This is a genomic window from Streptomyces sp. RB17 (assembly GCF_009604455.1).
Lineage (GTDB): Bacteria > Actinomycetota > Actinomycetes > Streptomycetales > Streptomycetaceae > Streptomyces.
In genome coordinates, this window is sequence record NZ_WEGL01000008.1 from 50,723 (window position 1) to 75,627 (window position 24,905).

Below are 24,905 nucleotides of genomic sequence, written 5' to 3' on the forward strand. Positions count from 1 at the left end.
CTGGCCAAGATCCACGACTGGCCAATGCCCGCGATTGCCGCCTCAAGCCCTCAACGCAACCCCGCCCCCTCCTGCCCGAACTCCTCCGGCGGGAAGCCGTACCGCCCCTGCAGCCGGACGAAGCAGGCCGAGGTCAGCACCCGCAGCCGCGCCAGCCCCGACGCGGTGCGCCCGAAGCAGACCACCTGCTCGTGTCCGCCCGGCCCGATCGGCTGCACCAGGCGGCCACCCGGGCGCACCTGTGCGGCCAGCGGCGCGGGCACCTCGGGGAACGCGGCCGACACGAGGACGGCGTCGTACGGAGCCCGGTCCGGCACACCGCCGCTGCCGTCGCCGACGCGGAGTTCCACGTTCCGCACCCCTTGACGTGCGAGATTCGCGCGCGCCTGGCGAGCAATGTCCGGCCGCATCTCGATGCTGAGCACGTCCGCGGCCAGCCGGGCGAGCAGAGCGGTCTGGAAGCCCAGACCCGTACCGACCTCCAGGACGTGCTCCGAGCCGTCCAGACCGAGACCCTCGATCATCATGGCCGACAGCGAGGGCTGCGTGGTGACCTGTCCCTGCCCGATGGCAACGGGCACGTCCCGGTAGGCGGCAGCCAGCTGATCGGCCGGGACGAATCCCGCCCGGGGTGTCGTCCGTACCGCTTCGAGCAGTCGCTCGTCCCCGATCCCGGCGGCCGTGAGGGCCCGCACGAGATCGTCCGGTTCTCCGGGTACGGAGTTCACGGCCTGGTTCACCGCATCGCCCGGCGGCGACGCCTACGGTGGAGGCATGACCGAGATCGTCGTCTACGAACTCGACAGGACCGCGGAGACGCACTCCGGCAAAGGACCGGCGGGGGGCGCGGAACGGCGCGTCCGCAAGGTGCACGCGGCACCGGCGGCACCGGGGTCGCATACGGCCGCGGGACCGCGGACCCTCTGCGGCAAGGACACCTTCGCCATGGAGACGACCGACTGGAAGCCCTCCGAACACCCGGGAGCGCCCTGGTACCCCGAGGAACACGCCGCCGTGGTCTGCTCGGACTGCGCTGCCGTGATGGAGACCTGACCGCCGTACCGGCGGCCCGACGCCGCCGCGTCCGAGGTGTCCCGCTCACCCGCGTTCCAGGTACTCCTTGAAGTGCTCCAGATCGCTGCGGACGAGCCGTTCGATCGCGTTCGTCTGCGCGAACCCCTTCGGCCCGCCGAAGGCGTCCCGGACCGTGCCGGGGTCGTAATCCAGCCGTGCCTGGATCCGGGTGTGGTTCTGGTCGATCGGCTGGACCGAGAAGGAGCCCGTCATCTCGGGAGCGCTCGTGGTGAGCCACTCCATGACGTGCTCGCCGCGGTCGGTCACCTCGGCCTCGACCTCCCGGGGTCGGCCGCTCGCTTCGACCTCCAGATGCGCTCGGCCCCCCGCCTCCGTACGCGCGCCCCGCACTCCGTCCACGAAGCTCGGATAGTTCTCCACCCGGTGAAGGGTCTCCCAGGCCCTGTCGACCGGAACATCCACGTCGACATGCAGTTCCAGGGTGCTCATGGCTCACCTCCGTGTGCGGCTCATGACGCATGGCCTTCCGCTTACAGTGTGCGCCTGACGGCTGATGCCTTCCATAAACCCCCGGAAGCGCCCTGACCTCGCTCTTTCCGGAGCCGCTGGTTGGGGTTCGCCCGGCACCGGCGTCACTCCGTGCGCGTGCGACCGTTCTTGAGCACCCCGTAATAGTCGCTGTAGGGGAGTTCCAGCTTGAACACCAGGCCGTACCGTTTCCGGATGGCGGCGACCGTGGCGGTCTTCGGGTCACGGACCACGCGGGACACCGGCGGATCGTCGACGAGGCCGGCGTACGGCTCCTCGACCAGCCGGCGCGGGGCGCCGCCGCGTGTGGTGTCCCAGGTCAGCGTCTGTCCGGAGACGGCCAGCCGGGTCGGCTCCGGGGCCTTCGGGCCCTGGGGGTTCGGGCCGTGCCCCCGGTAGTAGGCGACAAGCCGCTTGCCGTGGTCGTCGTGCGTGAACGGGATGGGACTTCCGGATCCGGCCGGCCCGGAACGGGCGTGGTCGCCCGCGGTCAGGATTCCGTCGAGGGTGTCGCCCACGTGCCTGGGGTCGGCGCCGTAGTAGGCGGTGATGTTCATCGAGCAGACGACCTTGTAGCCGTCGGTCTTCTGCTGGAAGAACCAGCCCGGTCCCGATCCCGGCACGCACACGTCGTGCACCACGACCAGGCCGAGCGTCAGGGGCGCGCGGTCGGCGTACGCCCCCGCCACGTCCCGAAGCCGTTGCTCCGCCCGCTCCCGGGCCTGCACCGCCTGGCCGCTCTCCCCGAGCTTGCGCAGTTGTCTGTCGCTGACGGCACGGTCCGGGGTCGTGGAACAGGCCGAGACGGCGAACAGGACGACCACCGCCAACGACCCCCACACGCTCTTCGAGCCGGCGGCACGCCGCGCGAAGGCCCTCATGCTTGTCCGCCTCTCATCGGCAGCTGCCTCTCCATCGACGTACGCCCGGCCCGACCGTCACTGTCCACCAGGACGGCCGGGCCGGGCATGAGTACCCGTACTCAGACGGCTACAGGCTCATGCCTGCCATCGTGCGCTCGAGCGCGTTCGCGTACAGGCGCGCGCCCCCGATCTTCGGGTGGAACGACTGGGCCGACAGGCCGTACTGGTTGATGAGCGGCCAGTCCTTGATCGGCTCGTCGGACTTCACCAGCGTCTTGACGATGCCGTGGACCTGCTCCGGGTCACCGCACACGCCCTTGCCCGCGAAGTCGCTCTTCGGGTTGGAGAACCACACGTCGATGCCCGAGGCCTTGGCGTCGTCGGCCGCGCCCTGCATCGCCGCCGCCAGCGTGTCGGCCGTGTCGTCGAGCCAGGCCGCGGATGCCTCGGACAGGCCGATGGCCATGCCGCTGAAGCCGATGTTCAGGCACGATCCCTTGTCGGAGATCAGGGGCGGGTACCCCATCAGGACGATCTTCGCGTTCTTCGCCCTCTTGTGGATCTCCTTCAGGACGCGTGTGATGTCCGGCCGGACGACCTGGTTCATGAGGCCCGGAACGGCCGTCTCCAGCGGCTGTCCGAGGAACTGCTTGTCCCGGCCGTTGACGCTGTCGTCCGTCTTGTCGAACGTCTCGCCCTTGCAACTGCCGTTACCGACGGACAGCAGGCACTTCTGGACGATCTGGGAGAACCGGGAGTCGTTGCCGCCGATGGAAATGGTGACCAGGGTGGTGTTCTGGTCCAGATAGCCCTTGTCGATCTGGGGCTCCTCGCCGTTCTGGCTCTCACCCTTCGACAGAGCGCTGTCGTTGCCCACATCCTTGGGCAGAACGTTGTAGGTCCGCGCACCCGAGCACGCGATCAGGTGGTAGTCCATGCTCGGGTCCAGCGAGTCGTCCAGCTGACCGATCGACCGCGCGGCACCGGGCATCGTGGCCTGACGCGACCACGCCTGGGTGGACCGGTGGCAGGCGTTGCGGGCGTTGTCGTCCAGCTTGCTGCGGTAGTTGGTCTCCGGGTAGTAGTCCCGGTCGCCCTCGGATGCGCCCTCGCCGGAGGAGTACGAGTCACCCATCGCGACGACCACGTTCTTCGGCTTGCCCGGCAGCGGCTGGAACGCGACCGAGCCCCACGCGATGTCCTCGTCGGCCGTACCGTCGTCGGTGACGTTCGACAGCATGACCGCCGGCCGCCCCGTGAAGTGGAACGCGCCCAGGCTCACCCAGCGTCCCGCACGCTGCTGCACGGACCGAGCGGGGCTCGAGCTGTCGGTGTTGAGGACGTGGTACTTGGCCTGCCTCGTCTGTGCGCCGGTGTCGGGCAGATGCACCAGGACACGGGCCCAGCCGAGATCCTGCCCGAGGGTCCAGACGCCGTTGATGGCCATCGGGCCGCCGTCACCGCCGAGATGGTCCGCGTTGCGGGTGTGGGCGTACCAGTAGTGGCCGCCGTATCCGCCGCCGACCTGGTGCAGGTCCTCCTTGCCCTCGTAGTGGCCGTCGGAGTCAGGGAAGAAGCGGAAGCCGAAGGTTCCCGCCGAACTGGTGTTGCCGCAGTCGGACCACGTCGGTGTGCCGTTCGGTACCGAGGCCACGACCTTCGACCCGGAGGGGGCTCCGGTGCAGACCGGGGTGCCGTCCTGCAGACGATGCCCCTGCCCCGGCTCCGAGATCAGCGTCTGGTACTTGATGTTCTCGTGCCCGCAGGTGGTCTTGCAGTCGGGCTTCCAGGTCGCGTTGGACTGGTTCCACCAGTACTGCTTGTAGCAGTCCTCGTTCGGGCAGTTCGGCGGAACGTTCGGGTCGCAGTTGTTCTTGGTGTTGCAGAACGTGTCCAGCGGCGGGGAGACATGGCTGCGGTCGCCCTTGCTGATCCACCAGGCGGGCTGGAAACCCGCCGAGTTGAACCCGGAGTCGCCGGGCCAGTCCTGCTTGCCGTCGGTGCCGTAGGAGAAGCCGGTGTCCATGGACCAGGCGGCCCAGCCCATCACCTTCTCCTCGTAGGGCCAGTCCTGCGGATGCGCGGCGTCCTTGTTCGCGGTCGGGCCGTCCACGTCCGTGTCCATGAACGGATGGCCCCAGCTCTTCTTGTAGAACGGGTTGGCCGGGTTGTTGTACCAGCCCAGACCCCAGTGGCCGGCGTTCTTGCCCGCGTCCGCGGCCGGGTTGAAGCCGAGGTTGTAGTTCCACACGGCCGTGAACCAGTTCTCGACCATGGACGGGTCGTCGTCGTTGACCGTGACCGTCTGCCCGGCGGCGTGGACCTCGTTCCACTTGTCGGCCAGGATCTGCATCGCGGCGGCGATGTTCGTGGCGTAGTCGACGGCGATGGCCTTCTGCAGGCCCGGCGACAGGGCCTTCTCCTTGTGCCCGTTGGCGTCCGTCTTCTCGTGGCCGGCCAGGCGCATGCCGTCGGTGACCTGTCCGACGCCGTACCCGCAGTCGGACTTGTCCCAGTGGATCTTCCAGTAGGCGTCCGGGTCGTTCTCCACGGCCTTGCGGCCGTAGTAACCGTCCATCGCGGCCAGCGGGTTGCCCATCTGGCCGGGGATCGAACCGCCCTCGGCCTGCCACAGGTTGGACTCCTGCGCCATGATGCCGAGCAGCACGTTCGCCGGGATACGCCCGTTGCCGTCACCGCCCGCCAGCTTCGGCACCTGGAACAGTCCCTGGGGGTCGATCGTGCCCAGTCCGGTCTGGCTGCGGTAGCCGCCCTGCCGCAGGTACTGGGAGCGCAGCTTGCCGCGTACGGCCATGTCGACGGCCCACTCGACCTGGTTCGGCGTCGGCTGCAGCGCCTGTGCGTCCACGTCGTTGCGGGAGATGGCGCAGATGCGGTCGGTGTCCCGCGGGTCCACCGCCGTGGTGGGGTCGTTGACCCGCGCCACCGAGGACCCCTTGCCCCTGCCGCCGGCGACGGGCAGAGCGGGGCTGGGGTTCTTCCCGTTCGGTGCCGTCGTGTCCGCGACCGACTGGGTGACCTTCTCACCGGTGGCGGTGGCCGTGCTGGTGACGGTCACGGACTGGGCCCCGGCAACGGTCTCAGGAGTCGGCCTGGTGTCCTGCGGGGCGGGCTCGTTCCTGGTGAACCCCTTGCCCGCGGTCTTGATGTGCGCCAGACCCGCGCGGATGCCCGGCGTGAGGACCGGTTCGACGGCGAGGCGTCCTCGCGTGGAGATGTCCGTGTCGGCGGGGGCGTCGATCCGGGTGATGCCGGTGTCCCGCACCTCGGCGGAGCCCTTGGGGTGACCGGTGAGGAACACCCGGCCCGCCTCGCCCGGCATGAGGTCGAGGTCGCCCAGCTTCCCGGTGGCGACGAGAGCCGGCCTGCCGTGCCCGGACCACACCTTCGCCTGTGAGGTCTTCGTGTCCTTGCGGTCGACGAAGACGATCTTGCCGCCCTGTGCGGGCCGGATGTCGAACGGAACGCTGTCCCCGGTGGCGAGGTCCTTCACCTTGCCGGCACGGTCGATGTGGACCAGGTTGTGGCCGCGCGCGGCCACCGCCCCGTCCTCGACCGGTACGGCGCTGGTGATCTCGCCCCTGAGAGCCGCCCTGCCCAAGGACTTTCCGGCCGTGTCGACGGTCACCACACGGGTCTTCGTCCGGGCCGGGTCGTTCATGTCCCTGAAAGCGGTGAACGCGGCCGTGTGCGTCCGGGTGTTGCAGGACGGGTCGAAGTAGGCCAGGGACACCGTGAACGGCAACTTCGTCACGTGCCCGGTGGCCGTGTCGACGATGGCGGCGAACGCGCCGCCCTGCATCAGGTCCGGCTTGTTCGTGAAGGTGCGCGGCGCGTACACGGCCGCGACGTGGTCGCGGTCCATCACGCACTGGTTGCCGATCCACGAGTCCGCCGTCAGACCCGGCTCGGACAGTTCGGCGGCCGTCTTCCACGCGTACGCCGTGCCGCTGTCCGCCACGAGGATCTTCAGCCCGCCGGTGTCGGCGGCGGCGGTCACGGCGCGGTCCCCGCTGCTCTTCCAGCCCTTGCCGAGCTTGCTGTCCGGATGCGCGATGCCGGTGGGCGGTGCCGGTGGTGCCGGTGTGCCGTGTTCTTGCCCGTGGCCGGGGCGCGGTGCGGCAGCGGCGGGCGCTGCCTGCAGCAGGCCGCCGGTCAAGGCCGCGCAGGCAGCCAGGGCCGCTATGGGCACGTGGACTCTTGTTCTGCGTCTCAAGAGAGAGCTTCCCCGTTTCTGGTTGAGAGGTTCCCCTGCCTGGTCGGGGCAGGGCTCGGCCGCCCACCCCCGCGGGTGGGCGGCCGAGCGTGGGCGCGAGTGCGAAGAGAGTCGGCCGGTGGTGGAGACGGCAACGGCGCCGACGACGGACCTGGATTTCTCCGGCCGCGTCGGCTTGCCCTGGAAGCGTGGCGGCAATGACCACCTACGCGTCCATGCGCCAGGCGCTGTTGGTGCAGGCCCATGGGCGTAGGCGCGCATCAGCGTGTGCGTCCGACATTGGGGCCAGGGCCGGTCAGGAGACGGCAGGCCTCGTCCCCGGCCGATCCACCGAACAGCTCGCGTGGAGAGGCCGTTCTGGATGGTGGCCGGGAAGAGAGCCGAGGGCGGGGTTCTCCAGGCCTTGTATTCGTTCCGCTCGTCGCTCTCGATGGTGATGTGCGGATGCGCGGGAGGCGTGTGACCGGATTCGCTCACCGTCAGCTCGTGAAAACGGTCACGTCTCCTTGCCGAACGACCGAAGTTCCGGAGTGCTCGCTGCCTTTGGCGATATCGGTCGCGGCCTGCGACGGGGTGATGGTCACCCCAGGCGGGACACCGGCGTACGCACGGGCATGAACATCTGCCTCGCAGATGGAGAGGGACAGGAGATGGTCAGTCGCAGGCGTCGACGTGGCGTTCCCGGTTGATGATCGCGACGCTGCCCTCCCACATCAGGGCGGTCACCATGGCACAGCGGGGTTGGAACGTATCAGCGTTGCTCTCGTACTTGACCGGGCCCGCGTAGTCGGAGAATGAGCCCTCATCGGTCTTGCACGTCGTCCAGCACAGCTTCAGCTTCATGTGCTTCTTGGCGCCGAGGTTGTTGTCGAACACGGCGCATGCCCCCGACATCGCCGGTGCTGTGACTTCCTTGATGTACGTGAACAGGGTCCCGAACCGGCGTGAGTCCGGAAGCGGTTCTACGGAAGCCAGCTTGTATCCGCTCCCGCACAGCAAGCCGCCGGCTCGTACCGCTGCGGGATCGGCCGCCGCGAGGGCACGCGTCTGCGCATCGCGCGCCGCGCTCGGTGAAAACTCGACGCTGGTGCCGGGCACCTTCTCGGACACCGGCCTCGAGTCCTGCGCCAGGGCCTGCGGAGCCGCCAGAACCGAAGAGACGAAAGCTGCGGACAGGGCAAGGGCAGGCAGCCATTTACGCATGGCGAAGTTCCCCCGTGTTGAAGGCACAAGGAGACCGGTCCGTGGCGGCACGCGCCTGTGTGGTCCCCGTTGCGCTGAGCGTGTCTTGGTCGTCCGCCCCCGTCCCGCCCGGACGATTCGGGCAGGCAGTTCCCCAACCGACCGGGAGCAGGGTCGTCACTTTAAGCGCACCGCCAGCAGCAGTCACAGGGGCATACGACTCGATATGGCGGGAAGGTGATGCTGCCGCCAAGTAAGCGGAACCAGCGAAAACAATGTGCTGCATACGATCTGCCGCAGAAACGGAGTCTGCAGGGCACGCGCAAACCATGGCGAGAATTCACACCTCTGCTGTCCGGCAAGGGATGTGCCGCGCGCCCGGTCGACGGACGGTGCCCGGGCCCGCCGAGTCGCGCGTCCTCAGGTCTCGTCCTGCGATTCTGAGCAAGCAGGGGCAGAAGGGGCCGCAGGCCGAGAGTGATCACAACTGTGCCGCTGCCTGCGAGCGCGGGGCGAAGCGGCCCGCCTGACGGAGCGGCCGGGCGGTGATGGTGGGCACCGCGTGACCAGGGTGATCCTCGCGGTGGTGTCCGTCGTGATGCCTCGTCTTCGAAGGTGAGCGTGTATGCGCTGTTCGGCGACCCGGCGACCCGGCGACCCGGCGACCCGGTGCTGGCGCGCCGCATGCGGTCAGCAACCCGGTGGGCCGCAGGATGACCTTACGGACGGACGGACGGACGGGCGGGGCGGCGGGCCCGATTCCCCGGCGGCGCCTGCCTGGCCCGCGGGTCCGTGCAGCCCGCGGGACCGCCCGCGCGGCTGCAGCGTTCTTCCAGCGGTGCAGCCACGCAGCGCCCGTGCGCCGCACGCGCAGACGCGAACCAGTGATTCACAAACGCGCAATCGGGTGCCGACTGGCTCATCCACCAGTCTTCCGGCCCGCGCCTGATTCGACTCCCGTACGGGGAGGGCGCTCCGGGCCGGGCGGATCGCCGCTGAGACATCGGGGGAGTGCCGCTGGGACATCGGGGGGGTAGGGGCGTCCGCCGCCCCTGGTGTGCCGGCGAAGTGGCGGCGGCCGAGACAGGCCCCGTTCACGACCGCCTACCCTTGACGCATGACCAGCAGCAGCGACCGGAGCCCGGCAGTGGACGTTCAAGCACCCAGGACCTACGAAGTGCGCACCTACGGGTGCCAGATGAACGTCCATGATTCCGAGCGGTTGGCCGGCCTGCTCGAGGATGCCGGGTACGTGCGAGCTGCCGAGGGCTCGGACGGGGACGCGGACGTGGTCGTGTTCAACACCTGCGCCGTGCGGGAGAACGCCGACAACCGGCTGTACGGCAACCTCGGCCGGCTCGCGCCGAAGAAGGTCTCGCGGCCCGGCATGCAGATCGCGGTCGGCGGCTGCCTCGCGCAGAAGGACCGCGACACCATCGTGAAGAAGGCGCCCTGGGTGGACGTCGTCTTCGGTACGCACAACATCGGCAAGCTGCCGGTCCTGCTGGAGCGCGCCCGCGTGCAGGAGGAGGCGCAGGTCGAGATCGCCGAGTCGCTGGAGGCCTTCCCGTCCACCCTGCCGACCCGGCGCGAGAGCGCCTACGCGGCCTGGGTGTCGATCTCCGTCGGCTGCAACAACACCTGCACCTTCTGTATCGTCCCGGCCCTGCGCGGCAAGGAGAAGGACCGCAGGCCCGGCGACATCCTCGCCGAGGTGGAGGCGCTGGTCGGCGAGGGCGTCTCCGAGATCACGCTGCTCGGGCAGAACGTCAACGCCTACGGCTCCGACATCGGCGACCGCGAGGCCTTCAGCAAGCTGCTGCGCGCCTGCGGGAACATCGAGGGCCTGGAGCGGGTCCGCTTCACCTCCCCGCACCCCCGTGACTTCACCGACGACGTCATCGCCGCCATGGCCGAGACCCCGAACGTGATGCCGCAGCTGCACATGCCGCTGCAGTCCGGCTCGGACACCGTGCTGAAGGCGATGCGCCGCTCCTACCGGCAGGAGCGTTACCTCGGGATCATCGAGAAGGTGCGGGCCGCCATCCCGCACGCCGCGATCACCACCGACATCATCGTGGGCTTCCCCGGCGAGACCGAGGACGACTTCGAGCAGACCCTGCACGTGGTCCGCGAGGCGCGGTTCGCGCAGGCCTTCACCTTCCAGTACTCCAAGCGTCCGGGCACCCCGGCCGCGACCATGGAGAACCAGATCCCCAAGGAGGTCGTCCAGGCCCGCTACGAGCGGCTGGTCGCCCTTCAGGAGGAGATCTCCTGGGAGGAGAACAAGAAGCAGGTCGGCCGCACCCTGGAGCTGATGGTCGCCGAGGGCGAGGGCCGCAAGGACGGCGCCACGCACCGGCTCTCCGGCCGCGCCCCCGACAACCGCCTGGTCCACTTCACCAAGCCGGAGCAGGAGGTCCGCCCCGGTGACGTGGTCACGGTCGAGGTGACGTACGCCGCCCCGCACCACCTCCTCGCCGAGGGCCCCGTCCTCTCCGTGCGCCGCACGCGCGCGGGGGACGCCTGGGAGAAGCGCAACGCCGCCGAGGCCGCCAAGCCGACGGGCGTCATGCTTGGCCTGCCGAAGATCGGGGCGCCGGAACCGCTGCCGGTCGCCACGGGAAGCGGCTGCGGCTGCGACTGAGGGGCCTGCCACGACACGGGCGGAATGGAGCGCCCATGGTGCCGTACCGGGCCGCGTTCACCGAAGAGACCGCCCACGTGCGCGACAGCCTGCCCGCCGACCGGCGTGACGTGCTGGAGCGCGGCCTGGCCGTACCGGTGAACGACCCGCGGCACAAGCTCTCCCACCCCGTGCGCGGCGGCGACGCCACGCGTGAGATCACCCTCTCGCGCAACCTCGTCGTCGAGTACGTGGTGAGCGACGGCAAGCTCGTCGTCCTCGGGCTCAGGGTGATCGACCTGACCGACGTGTTCATCGAGGACTGACTCGGTCGGCGACCGTCGTACGGCGTAACCTGCCGATCATGCTTGTCGCCGCCGCAGTCTGTCCCTGCCCTCCGCTGCTCGTGCCCGAGGTGGCCGCGGGCGCCGCTCCCGAGATGGACGCCGCGCGCTCTGCCTGCACCGACGCGCTCGGGGTGCTGGCCGCCGCCCGCCCGGACCTCCTGGTGGTCGTCGGACCCGCCGAGCAGAGCGGGCGCGGATCCTTTCCGCAGGGCGCTCCGGGGTCCTTCCGCGGGTTCGGGGTCGACGTGGAGGTACGCCTGGGTCCTGCCGGGGACACCCGCTCCGAGCGTGAGCTGCCGTCGTCGCTGGCCGTCGGCGCCTGGCTGCTGGAGCGGACCGGCTGGGCGGATGCCCCGATCGAGGGACTCGGCGTGGGCGAGCCGCTCACGCCCGAGCGGTGTGCCGACGCCGGAAGGGAGATCGGCGCCCGGGCCGGGCGGGTGGCGCTGCTGGTGATGGGCGACGCCAGCGCGTGCCGCACGGTCAAGGCGCCGGGTTACCTGGATGAGCGGGCGGCCCCCTTCGACGCGGAGGTCGCGCGGGCGCTGGGCGCGGCGGACGTGGCGGCCGTCCAGGCGCTGGACGCCGAGCTGGCGTACGAACTGAAGGCCTCCGGCCGGGCCCCCTGGCAGGTCCTGGCTGGCGCCGCCGAGGGCGCGAACCTCAGCGGCGCACTGCTCTACGAGGACGCGCCGTACGGGGTGGGGTACGTCGTGGCCACCTGGTCCTAGCGCGGCGGGGACTCCGGCCCATGCGAGCCCACGCGGAAACGGCGGACGGCCGGGAGCCGTTGTGCTCCACGGCCGTCCGCCGATCCGCATACCTGCGCGGCGGCCTGCCGTTCAGGCGAGCCGCAGGCCGTGCGGCCGCCCTCCGTTCAGGAGGCCGGCATGCCGTTCAGAGGGTTCAGGAAGTCGGTGGCGGGCCCTCCGGCGGGCTGGGAGGCATCGGAGCGCCGCCGGCCCTCTCCGGGCCGTGACCTTCCTTGTGCGCGAGTCGGTCGACCGCGTCCTTGGCCTTGCCGGTGCCCGCGTGGATCTTGTCGCTGTACTTGTGCTTGGTCCGGTCGTCCACGACCTTCGCGGCCTTGTCGATACCGTGCTGGACCTTGCCCCCGTGCTGTCGCGCGAGGTCCGACACCTTGTCCCTGGCCGGGCCGAGCTTGGCCTTCATGTTGTCCAACAGACCCATGGTCCACCTTCCCTCGCGGGCCGTTACCTGTGGGCGCCCTCACCGGCCTCGTTGTCGGCGGCCTCCTCGGCGGACTGCTGCTTGGGGATGCCGGAGCCCTCGGACGCGTCGTCCGCGGCGGCGTCCGGCCGTGTCGCCCCGTCCTCGCTCCCGTCCCCGGCCGTTCCCGTCGCCTCCGTCGACCCGGCCGCCTTCGCCTCCGCCGACCCGGCCTCCTCCGCCTCGGCTCCCGGCTCCGCGACGGTCTGCGCCTCGGCGGCCGACGCCTCCGGAGTCGCCTTCGACCTGCCGAGGAGTCGTGCAAAAACGCCCATATCCACTCCATACGGTACTCGTGCGGGCGAATTCCCGCGTTACCCGGTGCGTACGGTTGCGCCGCCCGGGTCACCGCCTCCGTTGATCCGGATGGCGGTATCCGCCACGGGCAACGACCCGGGATCCCGCCGGTCACGTAACTCGTTCGAGGCGCCGCCGGGAGGTTTGCGAGACTGGTGCGGTGAGCAGTGCACCCTCCTCCCCCCGCGTCATCGCCGTCGTCGGACCCACCGCGGCCGGAAAGTCCGATCTCGGCGTATTCCTGGCCCAGCAGCTCGGTGGGGAGGTCGTCAACGCGGACTCCATGCAGCTGTACCGAGGGATGGACATCGGCACCGCCAAGCTGACGCCCGAGGAGCGCGGCGGCGTCCCGCACCACCTGCTGGACATCTGGGACGTGACGGTCACCGCCTCCGTCGCCGAGTACCAGAAGCTGGCCCGCGCCCGGATCGAGGCACTGCTCGCCGAGGGCCGCTGGCCGATCCTGGTCGGCGGTTCCGGCCTGTACGTCCGCGGGGCCGTCGACAACCTGGAGTTCCCCGGCACCGACCCCGAGGTGCGCGCCCGCCTGGAGGAGGAGCTGGCACTGCGCGGCTCGGGCGCGCTGCACGCCCGGCTGGCCGCCGCCGACCCGGAGGCCGCCCGCGCGATCCTGCCCAGCAACGGCCGCCGTATCGTCCGGGCGCTGGAAGTGATCGAGATCACCGGTCGGCCCTTCACCGCGAACCTGCCGGGCCACGACTCCGTGTACGACACCGTCCAGATCGGCGTCGACGTGGCTCGACCCGAACTGGACGAGCGCATCGCGCGCCGTGTCGACCGGATGTGGGACGCCGGCCTCGTGGACGAGGTGCGCGCACTGGAGGCGGAGGGGTTGCGCGAGGGGCGCACGGCGGCGCGTGCGCTGGGTTACCAGCAGGTGCTCGCGGCACTCGCCGGCGAGTGCACGGAAGCGGAAGCGCGGGCCGAGACCGTGCGCGCGACCAAGCGCTTCGCGCGCCGTCAGGATTCGTGGTTCAGGCGCGATCCCCGCGTGCACTGGTTGAGTGGGGCCGTGGCCGACCGCGGGGAACTTCCGCACCAGGCCCTGGCGTTGGTCGAACGACCGGTTACAGCCTGATCACGTCATGGCATCGGGATGCGCCGCCGGTCATCGCGGCCTTCGGCGCCGTGCCATCATCGAGCTTCGATCGACCAAGTGGAGCCTAGTTGGGAGGGCGCGTGGCGATGGAGGCCGGCCCTCGCGACACCGCACAAAGTGCCGAGCACGTCACCACAGCCGGTGACGAACCGGAGCCGGGCGGCGGCGGCCGTCTGACCGACGACTGCCTGGGCGAGGACCCTCTGACCGAAGAGCGTCCGAACGGAGACGGCCTGGCCGACCACCGGCTGCCCGAGGGCCGACACACCGGGGACCGGCCGGCAAAGTCCGAGGGACGGCTGACGGCGGACCACCGCACCGACGACCACCTCACCGACGACCGGCTCGGTGCGGACCGGCTCCCGGACCACCGCCTTACCGACGACCGGCTCCCCGACCACCGGCTCGGTGCGGACCGGCTCAGCGACGACCGGCTTGCCGAAGATCGACTCGGCGCGGGCCCGGTCACCGCCGGCCGTCTCGCCGAAGGCCTGCCCGTCGAGGAGCGGCTCACCGAGGACCCCCTCGCCGAAGACCGGCTGACCGACGACGGTCCCGACGAGACGCCGGACGGCGTGACCGACGACGGCCCGGAGCCCGAGGAGATGTACCCGGGCGGTCCGGAGGTCGAGGTCGAGCTGCGCCCGCAGCGCAGGCTCCGCCTCTGGCAGCTCGCCCCCATCGTGGGACTGTCCGCCGTCGGTTCCCTGATGTTCGCCTTCCCGCTCGCCTTCGACTTCGGCGACAGCGGCGCCGTCATCGCCATGCTCGGCCTGCTGATCTGCTCCTGCGCCGCCGGCTGGGGCATGATGGCCGCCCGCCGCGTGGGCTACACCTGGCCCGGCCTCCCGGCACGCGGCTCGGGCCGCCGCCCGGACTGGCGGGTCGTACTCGGATACGTGCTTCTGGTGGCCGTGGTCGTGGTCCTCGCGGTCTGGCGCGTGGCAAGGCTGCGCTGAAGCGCCCCCCAAGGGGCGCGGGGAACTGCGCGAGCACCCCCCGCCGGCCCGCAGCCCCGCACGCCCACCTCCCGTCGGCCGAACCCAGCGGAGCGACCCCGTACGATCGAGGAATGAGCACGCGCACGCGAATCCCCTTCCTCAAGGGTCACGGCACCGAGAACGACTTCGTGATCGTCCCGGACCCGGAGAGCGCCCTCGACCTGAGCCCGGCCGCCGTCGCCGCCCTGTGCGACCGCCGGGCCGGTATCGGCGGTGACGGGGTGCTGCACGTCGTACGCTCCGCCGCGCACCCCGAGGCCCGGGCGATGGCGTCCGAGGCCGAGTGGTTCATGGACTACCGCAACGGCGACGGCTCGGTCGCCGAGATGTGCGGCAACGGAATCCGTGTGTTCGCGCGCTACCTCCAGCACGCCGGACATGTGGGCGAGGGTGACCTGGCGATCGCCACGCGCGCGGGCGTGAAGACCGTCCACCTCGCGAAGGACGGTGACATCACCGTCGGCATGGGCCGCGCCCGCCTGCCGGAGGGCGAGGTCACGGTGAGCGTCGGCGAGCACAGCTGGCCCGCGCGGAACGTGAACATGGGGAACCCGCACGCGGTCGCCTTCGTCGACGACCTCGCGCAGGCCGGCAACCTGTACGACCCGCCGCCGTTCAGCCCGGCCGCGGCCTACCCCGATGGGGTCAACGTCGAGTTCGTCGTCGACCGGGCTCCCCGCCATGTCGCCATGCGCGTGCACGAGCGCGGTTCCGGCGAGACCCGCTCGTGCGGCACGGGCGCGTGCGCCGTCGCGGTGGCCGCCGCCCGGCGTGACGGCGCCGACCCGGCCGTCACCGGAACCCCGGCCACGTACGTCGTCGACCTGCCCGGCGGCCGTCTGGTCATCACCGAGCGGCCCGACGGCGAGATCGAGATGACCGGACCCGCCGTGATCGTCGCCGAGGGCGAGATCGACGGCGAATGGCTGGAAAACGCCCTGCGCTGACTCGGCGTCACCACGGGGAGAACGCCCCGCGGCGCCCCGATCAGCGGTTTCCGGTGCGCCGGGGTGCTCGAAATTCCGGTCGAGGTCAAGGCGGTTGGCGCAAACCCTAAACCTCCGTGTCATCGCTCGAATGGGTGATCCGTTTCACGCTGGGCGAGAGGCGGTCGGTCGTGCGTGGTGGGCTCGGTAGCATCAAGCACCGGCACGGACGGGGGAACGTCGCCATCCCTGAGCCGCGTACGCCCTGGGGCCCCCGTCCGCCGGTCACGAGCCGGAGGTGCCCATGAGTGCGGAGGCCACGAACCCTGCGACCCCTGGCCCGGTAGCGCCCACCGCGTCCGCGGCGGCCACCGCCCCCGCGGTGCCCCGGGCGGACCGCAGGAAGTCCCGGCCCCGGATCGACCTGCGCAGGCTCGGCCGGGCCGCGCTGCTCGGCCCCGCCGTCCGCGGCAAACTGCCCGACGCCATCAGCCATGTCGTGGAGGCGCACCGCGCCCATCACCCCGACGCGGACCTCGACCCGCTGCGCCGCGCCTACGTCCTCGCGGAGTCCTCGCACCGGGGCCAGATGCGCAAGAGCGGCGAACCGTACATCACCCACCCGCTCGCCGTGACCCTGATCCTCGCCGAACTCGGCGCCGAGACCACGACCTTGACGGCCTCCCTGCTCCACGACACCGTCGAGGACACCGATGTGACGCTCGAGCAGGTGCGGGAACAGTTCGGCGAGGAGGTTCGTTATCTCGTCGACGGTGTCACGAAACTGGAGAAGGTCGACTACGGAGCCGCCGCCGAACCGGAGACCTTCCGCAAGATGCTCGTCGCCACCGGCAGCGACGTGCGCGTGATGTCGATCAAACTCGCCGACCGCCTGCACAACATGCGCACCCTCGGCGTGATGCGCCCGGAGAAACAGGCGCGCATCGCCAAGGTCACCCGCGACGTCCTCATCCCGCTCGCCGAACGCCTCGGCGTGCAGGCCCTGAAGACCGAGATGGAGGACCTCGTCTTCGCCATCCTGCACCCCGAGGAGTACGAGCACACACGCGAACTCATCGCCGAGAACGCCGCCCGCCCCGACGACCCGCTCGCAGGGGTCGCCGAGGAGATGCGGGGGGTGCTGCGCGAGGCCGGCATCCAGGCCGAAGTCCTCATCCGCCCACGGCACTTCGTCTCCGTCCACCGCGTGGCCCGCAAACGCGGTCAGCTGCGCGGCACCGACTTCGGCCGCCTGCTCGTGCTGGTGAACGAGGACGCCGACTGTTACGGCGTCCTCGGCGAACTGCACACCTGTATGACGCCGGTCGTCTCGGAGTTCAAGGACTTCATCGCCGTACCGAAATTCAACCTGTACCAGTCGCTCCACACGGCCGTCGCCAGTCCCGACGGCCAGGTCGTCGAAGTCCTCATCCGCACCCACCAGATGCACAAGGTCGCCGAGGCCGGCGTCGTCGCCCTCGGCAACCCGTACGCCCCCGCCTCCGACACCTCCGCCTCCGACACCTCCGCCTCCGACGCGCCCGCCGACGGTGAGCGTGCCGACCCCACCCGTCCCGGCTGGCTCTCCCGGCTCCTCGACTGGCAGCAGGCCGCCCCCGACCCCGACACCTTCTGGTCCACCCTGCGCGAGGACCTGGCCCAGGACCGCGAGATCACCGTCTTCCGCCCCGACGGCGGCAGGCTCGGTCTGCCCGAGGGCGCCACCTGCGTGGACGCCGCGTACGCCCAGTACGGCGAGGACGCGCACGCGTGCATCGGCGCCCGCGTCAACGGCCGCCTGGCCACCCTCAGCACCGTCCTGAAGGACGGCGACACCGTCCAGCTCCTCATGGGCCAGGACCCGGCCTCCGAGCCCTCCCGTGAGTGGCTGGAGCACGCCCACACCCCGGCCGCCCGCATCGCCATCCAGCGCTGGCTTGCGACGCACCCCGGCGGCGGTACCGGTGCGGAGGACATGACCGGCCCCCGCGCCGAAACCGCCGAGGGCACCGCACCCGAGCGGTGCGTCGATGCGGCCCCCAGCCCCGCCGCGTCCCGCCGGGCGGACGCGGCCCCCGCCCGGAGCGGCTCCGCGGCCCGCTCGCGCGGCGCCGACGTCCTCGCGGACCGGCCGGGGGCCTCCGTACGGCTCGCCCGGTGCTGTACGCCCGTCCCGCCCGACGAGATCACCGGCTTCGCGGTACGCGGGGGAGCGGTGACGGTGCACCGCGTGGAGTGCTCCGCTGTGGTGCACATGAAGGGCAGGGGGCGCGTGGAGATCGGCGTGCGCTGGGGGGACACCAGCGAGTGCCGGGTCACCCTGGTCGCTGAATCGTTCGGCCGCCCCCATCTGCTCGCCGACCTCACCGAGGCGATCTCCTCGGCGGGCGCCGACATCGTCTCGGCGACCGTCGAACCGCCCAGCCAACAGCGGGTACGGCACACGTACACCCTCCTGCTCCCCGACGCGGCCGGCCTCCCGGCCCTGATGCGCGCCATGCGGGACGTCCCGGGCGTGTACGACGTGGCCCGCGCCCAGCACCAGGCCCCTGGCTCCTGAGGGCACGGGGGTGTGCCCTCAGGAGCCAGGGGAGCACACTGCCAGGCTTGGATCAGAAGGCCCCCGGAACCGAACCCGATCGGGTGGGCCGGGCGCGAGTCGCCGTCGGAGCGCGGGAACGCACTGGTAGCGGTGGTGCATGCTGCTCAACCCCCGCGTGAACCCTCGCGTCGGCCTCCGCGCCTGCTCCGACTCCCGGACCCGGCCCAGGACCCAGTACGGAACCCGGCCCAGGACCCAGCCCCGGGTCGCCCGGCACCGGGCGGCGGCCCTGCTCGCCTCCGCCGTCGCCGTCTCTCTCCTCGCCGCCGCGCCCCCGGCCCAGCCCCTCGGCGTCGGCGACCGGCTCTACCCGGACCTCGGCAACCCCGGCTACGACGTGGCGTCGTACGACCTGTCCCTCACCTACCCCGGCAGCAACGACAAGCCGCTCCAGGCCGTCACCACCATCGACGCCCGGACCACCGCGGACCTGGACCGGATCAACCTCGACTTCGCGCACGGCACCGTGCGGTCCGTCGAGGTCGACGGGCATCCCGCGGACTTCACCAGCGCCGGCGAGGACCTGGTCGTCTCCCCGGAACACCGCCTCGCGGCGGGCAGCTGGACCCGGATCACCGTGCGGCACACCAGCGATCCCGTCTCCGCCAAGAACCAGGACGGCGGCTGGGTGCGCACCTCCGACGGCCTCGTCATGGCCAATCAGGCCGACGCCGCCCACCTGGTCTTCCCCTGCAACGACCACCCGTCCGACAAGGCGATGTTCACCTTCCACATCACCGCCCCGAACGGCTACACGGCCGTGGCCAACGGACTGCCCGCCGGAGCGGACCGGGCCGGCCGTACCACCACCTGGACCTACCGCACCCAGCACCCCATGGCCACCGAACTCGCCCAGGTGTCCATCGGCCGTTCCGCCGTGCTGCACCGCGAGGGACCGCACGGGCTGCCGGTGCGCGACGTCGTGCCCGGCGCCGACGCCAAGACCCTCGAACCCTGGCTCGCCAGGACGCCCGGCCAGATCGCCTGGATGGAGAGCAAGGTCGGGAAGTTCCCCTTCGAGACGTACGGCCTCCTCATGGCACAGGCCTCCACCGGGTTCGAACTGGAGACACAGACCCTCTCCCTCTTCGAGAAGAACCTGTTCACCGAGCCCGGCTACCCCAAGTGGTACATCGAATCGATCATGGTGCACGAGCTGTCCCACCAGTGGTTCGGCGACAGCGTCAGCCCCCGCACCTGGTCCGACGTCTGGCTGAACGAGGGGCACGCCACCTGGTACGAGGCGCTGTACGCCGAGGAGACCGCACACCGGCCCATGGCGGACCGGATGAAGACCGCCTACGGCGCCTCCGACCGCTGGCGGAAGGCCTACGGGCCGCCCGCACTGCCCAAGGCGCCCGCCCCCGGCGAGAAGATCAGCCTCTTCCGGCCCAACATCTACGACGGCGCCGCGCTCGTCCTCTACGCCCTGCGGCAGGAGATCGGCACGCCCGCCTTCGAACGCCTGGAGCGGAGCTGGGTCCGTCAGCACCGGGACTCCACCGCCTCCACCGCCGACTTCATCCAGCTGGCCTCGGCCGTCGCGGGCCGTGACCTGAGTGGCTTCCTCAAGAGCTGGCTCTACGGCGAGAAGACCCCGCCGATGCCCGGCCATCCGGACTGGAAGCAGCAGGCGCCGGCCGCGTCCGCCGGGCCCGAGGCACCGCGGAGCGCGCGATAACACGGTGACGAGACGGGCCGCCTCGTGCGACCATCGTCGGGTCGGCGCGAGACGGGCCCGGGAATCTCCCGGGGTACTCGTACGTTGACGACAAGGCGCGGTCCAGCAGGGCCGCCCCACCGAAGCCGTAACGGCATCCCATCGACGTAAGGATCCAATGACCTCCTCTTCTTCCCCTTCCCAGGACCCCAAGCGCCTCGCGTACGCCCACTCCGAGGGTCTTCGGGCCGATGCCCTGATGGAAGAGGACGTCGCCTGGAGCCACGAGATCGACGGCGAGCGGGACGGCGACCAGTTCGACCGCTCCGAGCGCGCGGCCCTGCGCCGTGTGGCCGGACTGTCCACCGAGCTGGAGGACGTCACCGAGGTCGAGTACCGACAGCTCCGCCTGGAGCGGGTCGTGCTCGTCGGTGTGTGGACCACCGGCACCGCGCAGGACGCCGACAACTCCCTCGCGGAGCTGGCTGCCCTCGCCGAGACGGCGGGCGCGATGGTGCTCGACGGCGTGATCCAGCGCCGCGACAAGCCCGACGCGGCCACCTACATCGGCTCCGGCAAGGCCCAGGAGCTGCGCGACATCGTCCTCGAAACGGGCGCCGACACGGTCATCTGCGACGGTGAGCTGAGCCCGGGCCAGCTGATCCAGCTGGAGGACGTCGTCAAGGTCAAGGTCATCGACCGTACGGCCCTGATCCTGGACATCTTCGCCCAGCACGCCAAGTCCCGGGAGGGCAAGGCGCAGGTCGCGCTCGCGCAGATGCAGTACATGTTGCCGAGGCTCCGCGGCTGGGGTCAGTCGCTGTCCCGGCAGATGGGTGGCGGCAGCGGCGGCCTCGCCACGCGTGGCCCCGGTGAGACCAAGATCGAGACGGACCGGCGACGGATCCGCGAGAAGATGGCGAAGATGCGCCGGGAGATCGCGGCCATGAAGACCGGCCGCGAGATCAAGCGCCAGGAGCGCCGGCGCAACAAGGTGCCGTCCGTCGCCATCGCGGGCTACACCAACGCAGGCAAGTCCTCCCTGCTCAACCGCCTCACCGGCGCGGGGGTGCTGGTCGAGAACGCCCTGTTCGCGACCCTGGACCCGACCGTCCGCCGGGCGGAGACCCCCAGTGGCCGGCTGTACACGCTGGCGGACACCGTCGGCTTCGTCCGCCATCTGCCGCACCACCTGGTCGAGGCGTTCCGCTCCACCATGGAGGAGGTCGGCGACGCCGATCTGATCCTGCACGTGGTGGACGGCTCGCATCCGACCCCCGAGGAGCAGCTCGCCGCCGTGCGCGAGGTGGTCCGGGACGTCGGCGCCACCGACGTGCCCGAGATCGTCGTGATCAACAAGGCGGACGCCGCCGACCCGCTGGTGCTCCAGCGGCTGCTCAGGGTCGAGAAGCGCTCCATCGCCGTCTCGGCCCGCACCGGCCGGGGCATCGAGGAACTGCTCGCCCTGATCGACAACGAGCTGCCGCGCCCGGCGGTCGAGATCCAGGCGCTCGTGCCGTACACGCACGGCAAGCTCGTCGCCCGTGCCCACACCGAGGGCGAGGTGATCTCCGAGGAGCACACCGCGGAGGGCACCCTGCTCAAGGTCCGGGTGCACGAGGAACTGGCGGCGGACCTGGCACCGTACGCGCCGGTGTCCGCAGCCTGATCCAAGGCCATACGAAAGGCCCGCTCGCTTTCGAGGGAGCGGGCCTTTCTCAGCGCCCCGTCAGGGGCGCGAGGAACTGCGCGACCAGCCACAGACGGCCGCCGGCCGCCGACGCGCAGTCAACCCCTATGGCGCAGGGGCGGCTGTAACCGTCCTTACTGCCCGGCGAACTTCTTGCTGACCGCCTGATACACACCCTTGGCCACGTCACCGAACCGGGGCCCGGCCAGCCAGCCCGACGTCACCGGACCGATCGACGTGTTGGACACCAGCGCCGGCTTGCCGTCGGAACCGGTCTCCACCCAGCCACCTCCGGAGGAGCCCGCCGTCATCGTGCAGCCGATCCGGTACATCGTCGGAGCCGACTGCTCGATGGACAGCCGGCCCGGCTTGTCCTTGCACTGGTAGAGCAGCTGACCGTCGAACGGCGCCGCCTCCGGATAGCCGGACGCGGTGATGCTGTCGACCTTCGGCACCGCCGGGGCGTCGAAGCTCACCGGCAGCGCCCCGCCGACGGTCTCCTCCAGCGACTTGCCGCCGTTGCCCTGCTCCGGCGTCACATGGATCACCGCGTAGTCGTACGAGGCACCGTTGCCGCCCGTCTCGCCGCCCTGGTCGATCCACTGCTGTGAGGTGCGCGCCGCATCGGCCCACCAGACGCCGTACGGGGCGATCTCCGACCGGCTGGCGTTCTGCAGCTGGGCGACCGACTTGCCGGAGTTGTTGTACGACGGCACGAAGGCCATGTTGCGGTACCAGCCGCCGCTCTTGCCGGCGTGCACACAGTGCCCCGCCGTCCAGACCAGGTTGGACTTGCCCGGATGCGCGGGATCCTCCACGACCGTGCCCGAGCACACCATGTGGCCCTCGGGGGAGTCGAAGAACAGCTTGCCGAACGGCGCTGCGTTGGTGTGGTACGGCGGCGCGACCGCCTGGGCCTTCACCGGCTGCGGGGTCGGGTCGGTCACGCCCTGGTCACCGGAGATGTCGTTGTCGTTGACACCCTTGTTCGGGTCGTTGGCGTGGCGCATCCGGTTGGGATCCCACAGGCCCTTGATGATCGGGTTGATGAAGTCGTTGGCCTCGCGCAGCCAGTCGTCCCTGTTCCAGTTCTTCCAGGCGCCGTTTTTCCACTTGTCGATGTCGATCCCGTGCTCCTTGAGCCTCTGCTTGAGGTCGTCCGGGATCCTGATCTTGCCGTCACCGGCGCCGACCGCGGTCGCCGAGGCGGTCGGCTTGCCGTCGGCATTGTCGTCGCCGTTGCAGGCGGTGGCGGTCAGCGCCAGCGCCGAGGCGAGGGCGACCGCCGCCAGCGCGGGGGAGGTGCGGCGGCGGCCCCTCCCTCGCCGAACAGTGGACGACGGCCGTATGGATCGCATGCTGTGACTCCCCCTGCTGTGAAGGTACTCGGCGCTTCGGCCGTGCCACGGGCCGAGAACTCATGGGGAGTTCACGCCCGTCTCACGACCGTCTAGGAACGGCATCACACACTATGCGCTCGCTGTGGGGGACTTCCGACGGAACGGCAACGGTTCGGCTACAAGCCGTCTGACCAGGCCAACCATCCCTGGGTCGCCCGATTTGACGATCCCTCACCGCTACGCTCTTCCAGGGCTTTCGCCCGCCGCCGCACCGCCTGCCGCCTGCCGCAGGCGACCGTCCGGCAGCTGTCCGGCACCTATGCCGGCGGGCGTCCGGCAGCCGTTCTCGCCTGCCCGGTCGTCCAGGCCGTGCCGCGTGGAGCCGTGTGTTCCGTCCGCAGGCCGCCGTCCCGCGACACCGCGTCGAGCTGCAGTCGTTCCCGACATGGCAATGATCTTGCGCCAACCCGTAACCCGTAGAACGGCACACGGTTGTAGCGGTGGGGGGCCAGCTGCCTGTAACCGGTCCCCGTGGATCAACTCGCCTCTGGACAGCGGGGAGGACAGCGAGCCGTGGTCGTTACGGAGTCGATGGCTGGAGGCATGCACGAGGAAGCGCGTGCTGTGCACGAGGGGATCCTCAGACGCCAGTCGGCGCGTGAATCCTCCGCCCGCACCTATGCCCGAGCCCTGCCCATCGTCCCGGTCCGGGCACGAGGGCTCACCATCGAGGGCGCCGACGGCCGCCGCTATCTGGACTGCCTCTCCGGCGCCGGAACGCTCGCCCTCGGTCACAACCATCCGGTCGTGTTGGAAGCCATCCGCAGGGTCCTCGACTCCGGTGCTCCCCTCTCCGTCCTCGACCTGGCGACCCCCGTCAAGGACGCCTTCGTCACCGAGCTTTTCAGCACCCTGCCGCCCGGACTCGCCGATCGCGCCCGTGTCCAGTTCTGCGGCCCTGCCGGTACCGATGCCGTCGAAGCGGCTCTCAAACTGGTCCGGGCCGCGACCGGCCGCACCGGCATCCTCGCCTTCACCGGCGCCTACCACGGCATGACCGCCGGAGCCCTGGCCGCCTCCGGCGGAGCCCGTGACATCCAGGTCGCCCGCCTGCCCTATCCGCAGGACTACCGCTGTCCCTTCGGCGTCGGCGGAGCGCACGGCGCCGAACTCTCCGCCCGATGGACCGAGTCCCTCCTCGACGATCCCAAGTCGGGCGTGCCCCTGCCCGCCGGGATGATCCTCGAGCCCGTCCAGGGCGAGGGCGGGGTGATTCCCGGACCCGACGACTGGCTGCGCCGTATGCGCCGGCTCACGGCGGACCGGTCCATCCCGCTGATCGCCGACGAGATCCAGACCGGGGTGGGCAGGACGGGCGCCTTCTGGGCCGTCGACCACAGCGGCGTCACCCCTGACGTGATGGTCCTGTCCAAGGCGATCGGCGGTAGCCTCCCGCTCGCCGTGATCGTCTACCGCGACGATCTCGACGTCTGGCCCCCCGGCGCGCACGCGGGAACCTTCCGGGGCAACCAACTCGCCATGGCCGCGGGCACCGCCACCTTGACCTATGTCCGCGAGAACGGCCTCGCCCGGCGAGCGGCCGACCTCGGCTCCCGCATGCTCGACCAGCTCGGGGAGCTGGCCGACTCTTTCGCGTGCGTAGGCGAGGTGCGGGGGCGCGGACTGATGATCGGGGTCGAGCTGGTGGACCCGGCGGACGCCGGATCCGAGCCCCTCGACCACCACCCCGCGACCACGAGCCCGGAGCCCACCCACACCCCGTATCCGGCCGCGCCCGAACTCGCCGCGGCGGTACAGCGGGAGTGCCTCCAGCGTGGCTTGATCGTGGAACTCGGCGGCCGCCACTCGGCCGTGGTCCGGCTGCTTCCCCCGCTCACGATCAGCGAGGAGCAGGCGGCAGCCGTTCTGGACCGGCTGTCGGACGCGGTGGCCGCGGTCGCCCGCCGTCACGAATTGCACGGCCCACACCACGGCAGACACCACGGCCCTGGGCGGCGCGCGGGCTGAGGCCCACACCGATCGCACCCACACCGCCCGGCCCTCGAAGCCGACACCAGCCTTCCGGCCCCTTGCCCCTCTCATCCAAACGCATCTCCTTCCAAGGTTGTTCAGGCCGAAACGGCCGCCCATGACACGCCCACAGCCCTCTCGCCCACGTCCGTTCTCCCCGTCGGCCCGGGCCTTCGGCGCGGCCGAGCCG

The 24,905-nt window shown here is 70.8% G+C and carries 19 protein-coding genes; 11 read left to right on the plus strand and 8 right to left on the minus strand.

The annotated features are described in order from the left end of the window. Window positions 1-50: 50 nt before the first annotated feature. Complete coding sequence (locus tag SRB17_RS31670; protein ID WP_323376526.1) at window positions 51-728, minus strand: protein-L-isoaspartate O-methyltransferase; 678 nt, start codon at window positions 726-728, stop codon at window positions 51-53. Between the two features lie 46 nt (window positions 729-774). On the opposite strand from SRB17_RS31670, the gene SRB17_RS31675 reads away from it, so the two are divergent. Continuing rightward, complete coding sequence (locus SRB17_RS31675; protein ID WP_153543621.1) at window positions 775-1,053, plus strand: hypothetical protein; 279 nt, start codon at window positions 775-777, stop codon at window positions 1,051-1,053. A gap of 45 nt (window positions 1,054-1,098) precedes the next feature. Here SRB17_RS31675 and SRB17_RS31680 read toward each other — a convergent pair whose 3' ends face one another. The 4 genes from SRB17_RS31680 to SRB17_RS31695 form a co-directional block, all read right to left on the minus strand. Further along, entirely contained in the window at window positions 1,099-1,524 is a 426-nt protein-coding gene (locus SRB17_RS31680) for an SRPBCC family protein (protein ID WP_153543622.1), read from the minus strand. A 143-nt stretch (window positions 1,525-1,667) separates the two neighbouring features. Beyond that, entirely contained in the window at window positions 1,668-2,444 is a 777-nt protein-coding gene (locus SRB17_RS31685) for a hypothetical protein (RefSeq protein ID WP_153543623.1), read from the minus strand. A gap of 109 nt (window positions 2,445-2,553) precedes the next feature. Beyond that, on the minus strand, window positions 2,554-6,639 hold the full coding sequence (locus SRB17_RS31690) for an SGNH/GDSL hydrolase family protein (RefSeq protein ID WP_323376527.1): 4,086 nt from the start codon (window positions 6,637-6,639) through the stop codon (window positions 2,554-2,556). Between the two features lie 678 nt (window positions 6,640-7,317). Continuing rightward, a complete protein-coding gene (locus SRB17_RS31695) occupies window positions 7,318-7,866 on the minus strand; it encodes a hypothetical protein (protein ID WP_153543625.1) in 549 nt (182 codons plus the stop codon). Window positions 7,867-8,962: 1,096 nt separating this feature from the next. Here SRB17_RS31695 and miaB point away from each other — a divergent pair. Genes miaB through SRB17_RS31710 form a run of 3 tightly spaced genes read left to right on the plus strand, consistent with a single transcriptional unit; the run spans window position 8,963 to window position 11,549 of the window. Continuing rightward, on the plus strand, window positions 8,963-10,492 hold the full coding sequence (gene miaB / locus SRB17_RS31700; RefSeq protein ID WP_153543626.1) for a tRNA (N6-isopentenyl adenosine(37)-C2)-methylthiotransferase MiaB: 1,530 nt from the start codon (window positions 8,963-8,965) through the stop codon (window positions 10,490-10,492). A 35-nt stretch (window positions 10,493-10,527) separates the two neighbouring features. Then, on the plus strand, window positions 10,528-10,797 hold the full coding sequence (locus tag SRB17_RS31705; RefSeq protein WP_153543627.1) for a hypothetical protein: 270 nt from the start codon (window positions 10,528-10,530) through the stop codon (window positions 10,795-10,797). A gap of 38 nt (window positions 10,798-10,835) precedes the next feature. Continuing rightward, window positions 10,836-11,549, plus strand: a complete 714-nt coding sequence (locus SRB17_RS31710; protein ID WP_153543628.1) for a class III extradiol dioxygenase subunit B-like domain-containing protein — start codon at window positions 10,836-10,838, stop codon at window positions 11,547-11,549. A 175-nt stretch (window positions 11,550-11,724) separates the two neighbouring features. Here the strand turns inward: SRB17_RS31710 and SRB17_RS31715 are convergent, their stop codons facing one another. Both SRB17_RS31715 and SRB17_RS31720 read right to left on the minus strand, forming a co-directional pair. Continuing rightward, window positions 11,725-12,009 carry an antitoxin gene (locus SRB17_RS31715; RefSeq protein WP_153543629.1) on the minus strand — a complete coding sequence of 95 codons (285 nt, stop codon included), beginning with the start codon at window positions 12,007-12,009 and terminating at the stop codon, window positions 11,725-11,727. A 23-nt stretch (window positions 12,010-12,032) separates the two neighbouring features. Next, window positions 12,033-12,323 (minus strand): hypothetical protein, encoded by a 291-nt coding sequence (locus tag SRB17_RS31720; RefSeq protein ID WP_153543630.1) that lies wholly within the window; start codon window positions 12,321-12,323, stop codon window positions 12,033-12,035. A gap of 182 nt (window positions 12,324-12,505) precedes the next feature. Between SRB17_RS31720 and miaA the strand changes: the two genes are divergently transcribed. The 6 genes from miaA to hflX all read left to right on the plus strand — a co-directional run bounded on the left by miaA (window position 12,506) and on the right by hflX (window position 21,323). Beyond that, window positions 12,506-13,444 carry a tRNA (adenosine(37)-N6)-dimethylallyltransferase MiaA gene (miaA, locus tag SRB17_RS31725; protein WP_323376528.1) on the plus strand — a complete coding sequence of 313 codons (939 nt, stop codon included), beginning with the start codon at window positions 12,506-12,508 and terminating at the stop codon, window positions 13,442-13,444. 512 nt (window positions 13,445-13,956) lie between these two features. After that, window positions 13,957-14,424, plus strand: a complete 468-nt coding sequence (locus SRB17_RS46780; RefSeq protein ID WP_228396414.1) for a hypothetical protein — start codon at window positions 13,957-13,959, stop codon at window positions 14,422-14,424. Between the two features lie 113 nt (window positions 14,425-14,537). Next, on the plus strand, window positions 14,538-15,413 hold the full coding sequence (gene dapF / locus SRB17_RS31735) for a diaminopimelate epimerase (protein WP_153543631.1): 876 nt from the start codon (window positions 14,538-14,540) through the stop codon (window positions 15,411-15,413). 283 nt (window positions 15,414-15,696) lie between these two features. Then, a complete protein-coding gene (locus SRB17_RS31740; RefSeq protein ID WP_153543632.1) occupies window positions 15,697-17,952 on the plus strand; it encodes a RelA/SpoT family protein in 2,256 nt (751 codons plus the stop codon). A gap of 139 nt (window positions 17,953-18,091) precedes the next feature. Further along, window positions 18,092-19,675: a M1 family metallopeptidase gene (locus SRB17_RS31745; protein WP_153543633.1), complete on the plus strand. Its 1,584-nt coding sequence runs from the start codon at window positions 18,092-18,094 to the stop codon at window positions 19,673-19,675. 157 nt (window positions 19,676-19,832) lie between these two features. After that, entirely contained in the window at window positions 19,833-21,323 is a 1,491-nt protein-coding gene (gene hflX, locus SRB17_RS31750; protein WP_153543634.1) for a GTPase HflX, read from the plus strand. A 155-nt stretch (window positions 21,324-21,478) separates the two neighbouring features. Here hflX and SRB17_RS31755 read toward each other — a convergent pair whose 3' ends face one another. Then, on the minus strand, window positions 21,479-22,702 hold the full coding sequence (locus tag SRB17_RS31755) for a trypsin-like serine peptidase (RefSeq protein WP_153543635.1): 1,224 nt from the start codon (window positions 22,700-22,702) through the stop codon (window positions 21,479-21,481). Between the two features lie 585 nt (window positions 22,703-23,287). On the opposite strand from SRB17_RS31755, the gene SRB17_RS31760 reads away from it, so the two are divergent. Continuing rightward, window positions 23,288-24,712, plus strand: coding sequence for a diaminobutyrate--2-oxoglutarate transaminase family protein (locus tag SRB17_RS31760; RefSeq protein WP_153543636.1), 1,425 nt, complete (start codon window positions 23,288-23,290; stop codon window positions 24,710-24,712). Window positions 24,713-24,905 lie beyond the last annotated feature (193 nt).

What these genes read in the sequence shown, in the direction of transcription:
- SRB17_RS31675 (WP_153543621.1), top strand. Translation starts at nt 775, where the DNA reads ATGACCGAGATCGTCGTCTACGAACTCGACAGGACCGCGGAGACGCAC.
- SRB17_RS31680 (WP_153543622.1), bottom strand. Translation starts at nt 1,524, where the DNA reads ATGAGCACCCTGGAACTGCATGTCGACGTGGATGTTCCGGTCGACAGG.
- SRB17_RS31685 (WP_153543623.1), bottom strand. Translation starts at nt 2,444, where the DNA reads ATGAGGGCCTTCGCGCGGCGTGCCGCCGGCTCGAAGAGCGTGTGGGGG.
- SRB17_RS31695 (WP_153543625.1), bottom strand. Translation starts at nt 7,866, where the DNA reads ATGCGTAAATGGCTGCCTGCCCTTGCCCTGTCCGCAGCTTTCGTCTCT.
- miaB (WP_153543626.1), top strand. Translation starts at nt 8,963, where the DNA reads ATGACCAGCAGCAGCGACCGGAGCCCGGCAGTGGACGTTCAAGCACCC.
- SRB17_RS31705 (WP_153543627.1), top strand. Translation starts at nt 10,528, where the DNA reads ATGGTGCCGTACCGGGCCGCGTTCACCGAAGAGACCGCCCACGTGCGC.
- SRB17_RS31710 (WP_153543628.1), top strand. Translation starts at nt 10,836, where the DNA reads ATGCTTGTCGCCGCCGCAGTCTGTCCCTGCCCTCCGCTGCTCGTGCCC.
- SRB17_RS31715 (WP_153543629.1), bottom strand. Translation starts at nt 12,009, where the DNA reads ATGGGTCTGTTGGACAACATGAAGGCCAAGCTCGGCCCGGCCAGGGAC.
- SRB17_RS31720 (WP_153543630.1), bottom strand. Translation starts at nt 12,323, where the DNA reads ATGGGCGTTTTTGCACGACTCCTCGGCAGGTCGAAGGCGACTCCGGAG.
- dapF (WP_153543631.1), top strand. Translation starts at nt 14,538, where the DNA reads ATGAGCACGCGCACGCGAATCCCCTTCCTCAAGGGTCACGGCACCGAG.
- SRB17_RS31740 (WP_153543632.1), top strand. Translation starts at nt 15,697, where the DNA reads ATGAGTGCGGAGGCCACGAACCCTGCGACCCCTGGCCCGGTAGCGCCC.
- SRB17_RS31745 (WP_153543633.1), top strand. Translation starts at nt 18,092, where the DNA reads ATGCTGCTCAACCCCCGCGTGAACCCTCGCGTCGGCCTCCGCGCCTGC.
- hflX (WP_153543634.1), top strand. Translation starts at nt 19,833, where the DNA reads ATGACCTCCTCTTCTTCCCCTTCCCAGGACCCCAAGCGCCTCGCGTAC.
- SRB17_RS31755 (WP_153543635.1), bottom strand. Translation starts at nt 22,702, where the DNA reads ATGCGATCCATACGGCCGTCGTCCACTGTTCGGCGAGGGAGGGGCCGC.
- SRB17_RS31760 (WP_153543636.1), top strand. Translation starts at nt 23,288, where the DNA reads ATGCACGAGGAAGCGCGTGCTGTGCACGAGGGGATCCTCAGACGCCAG.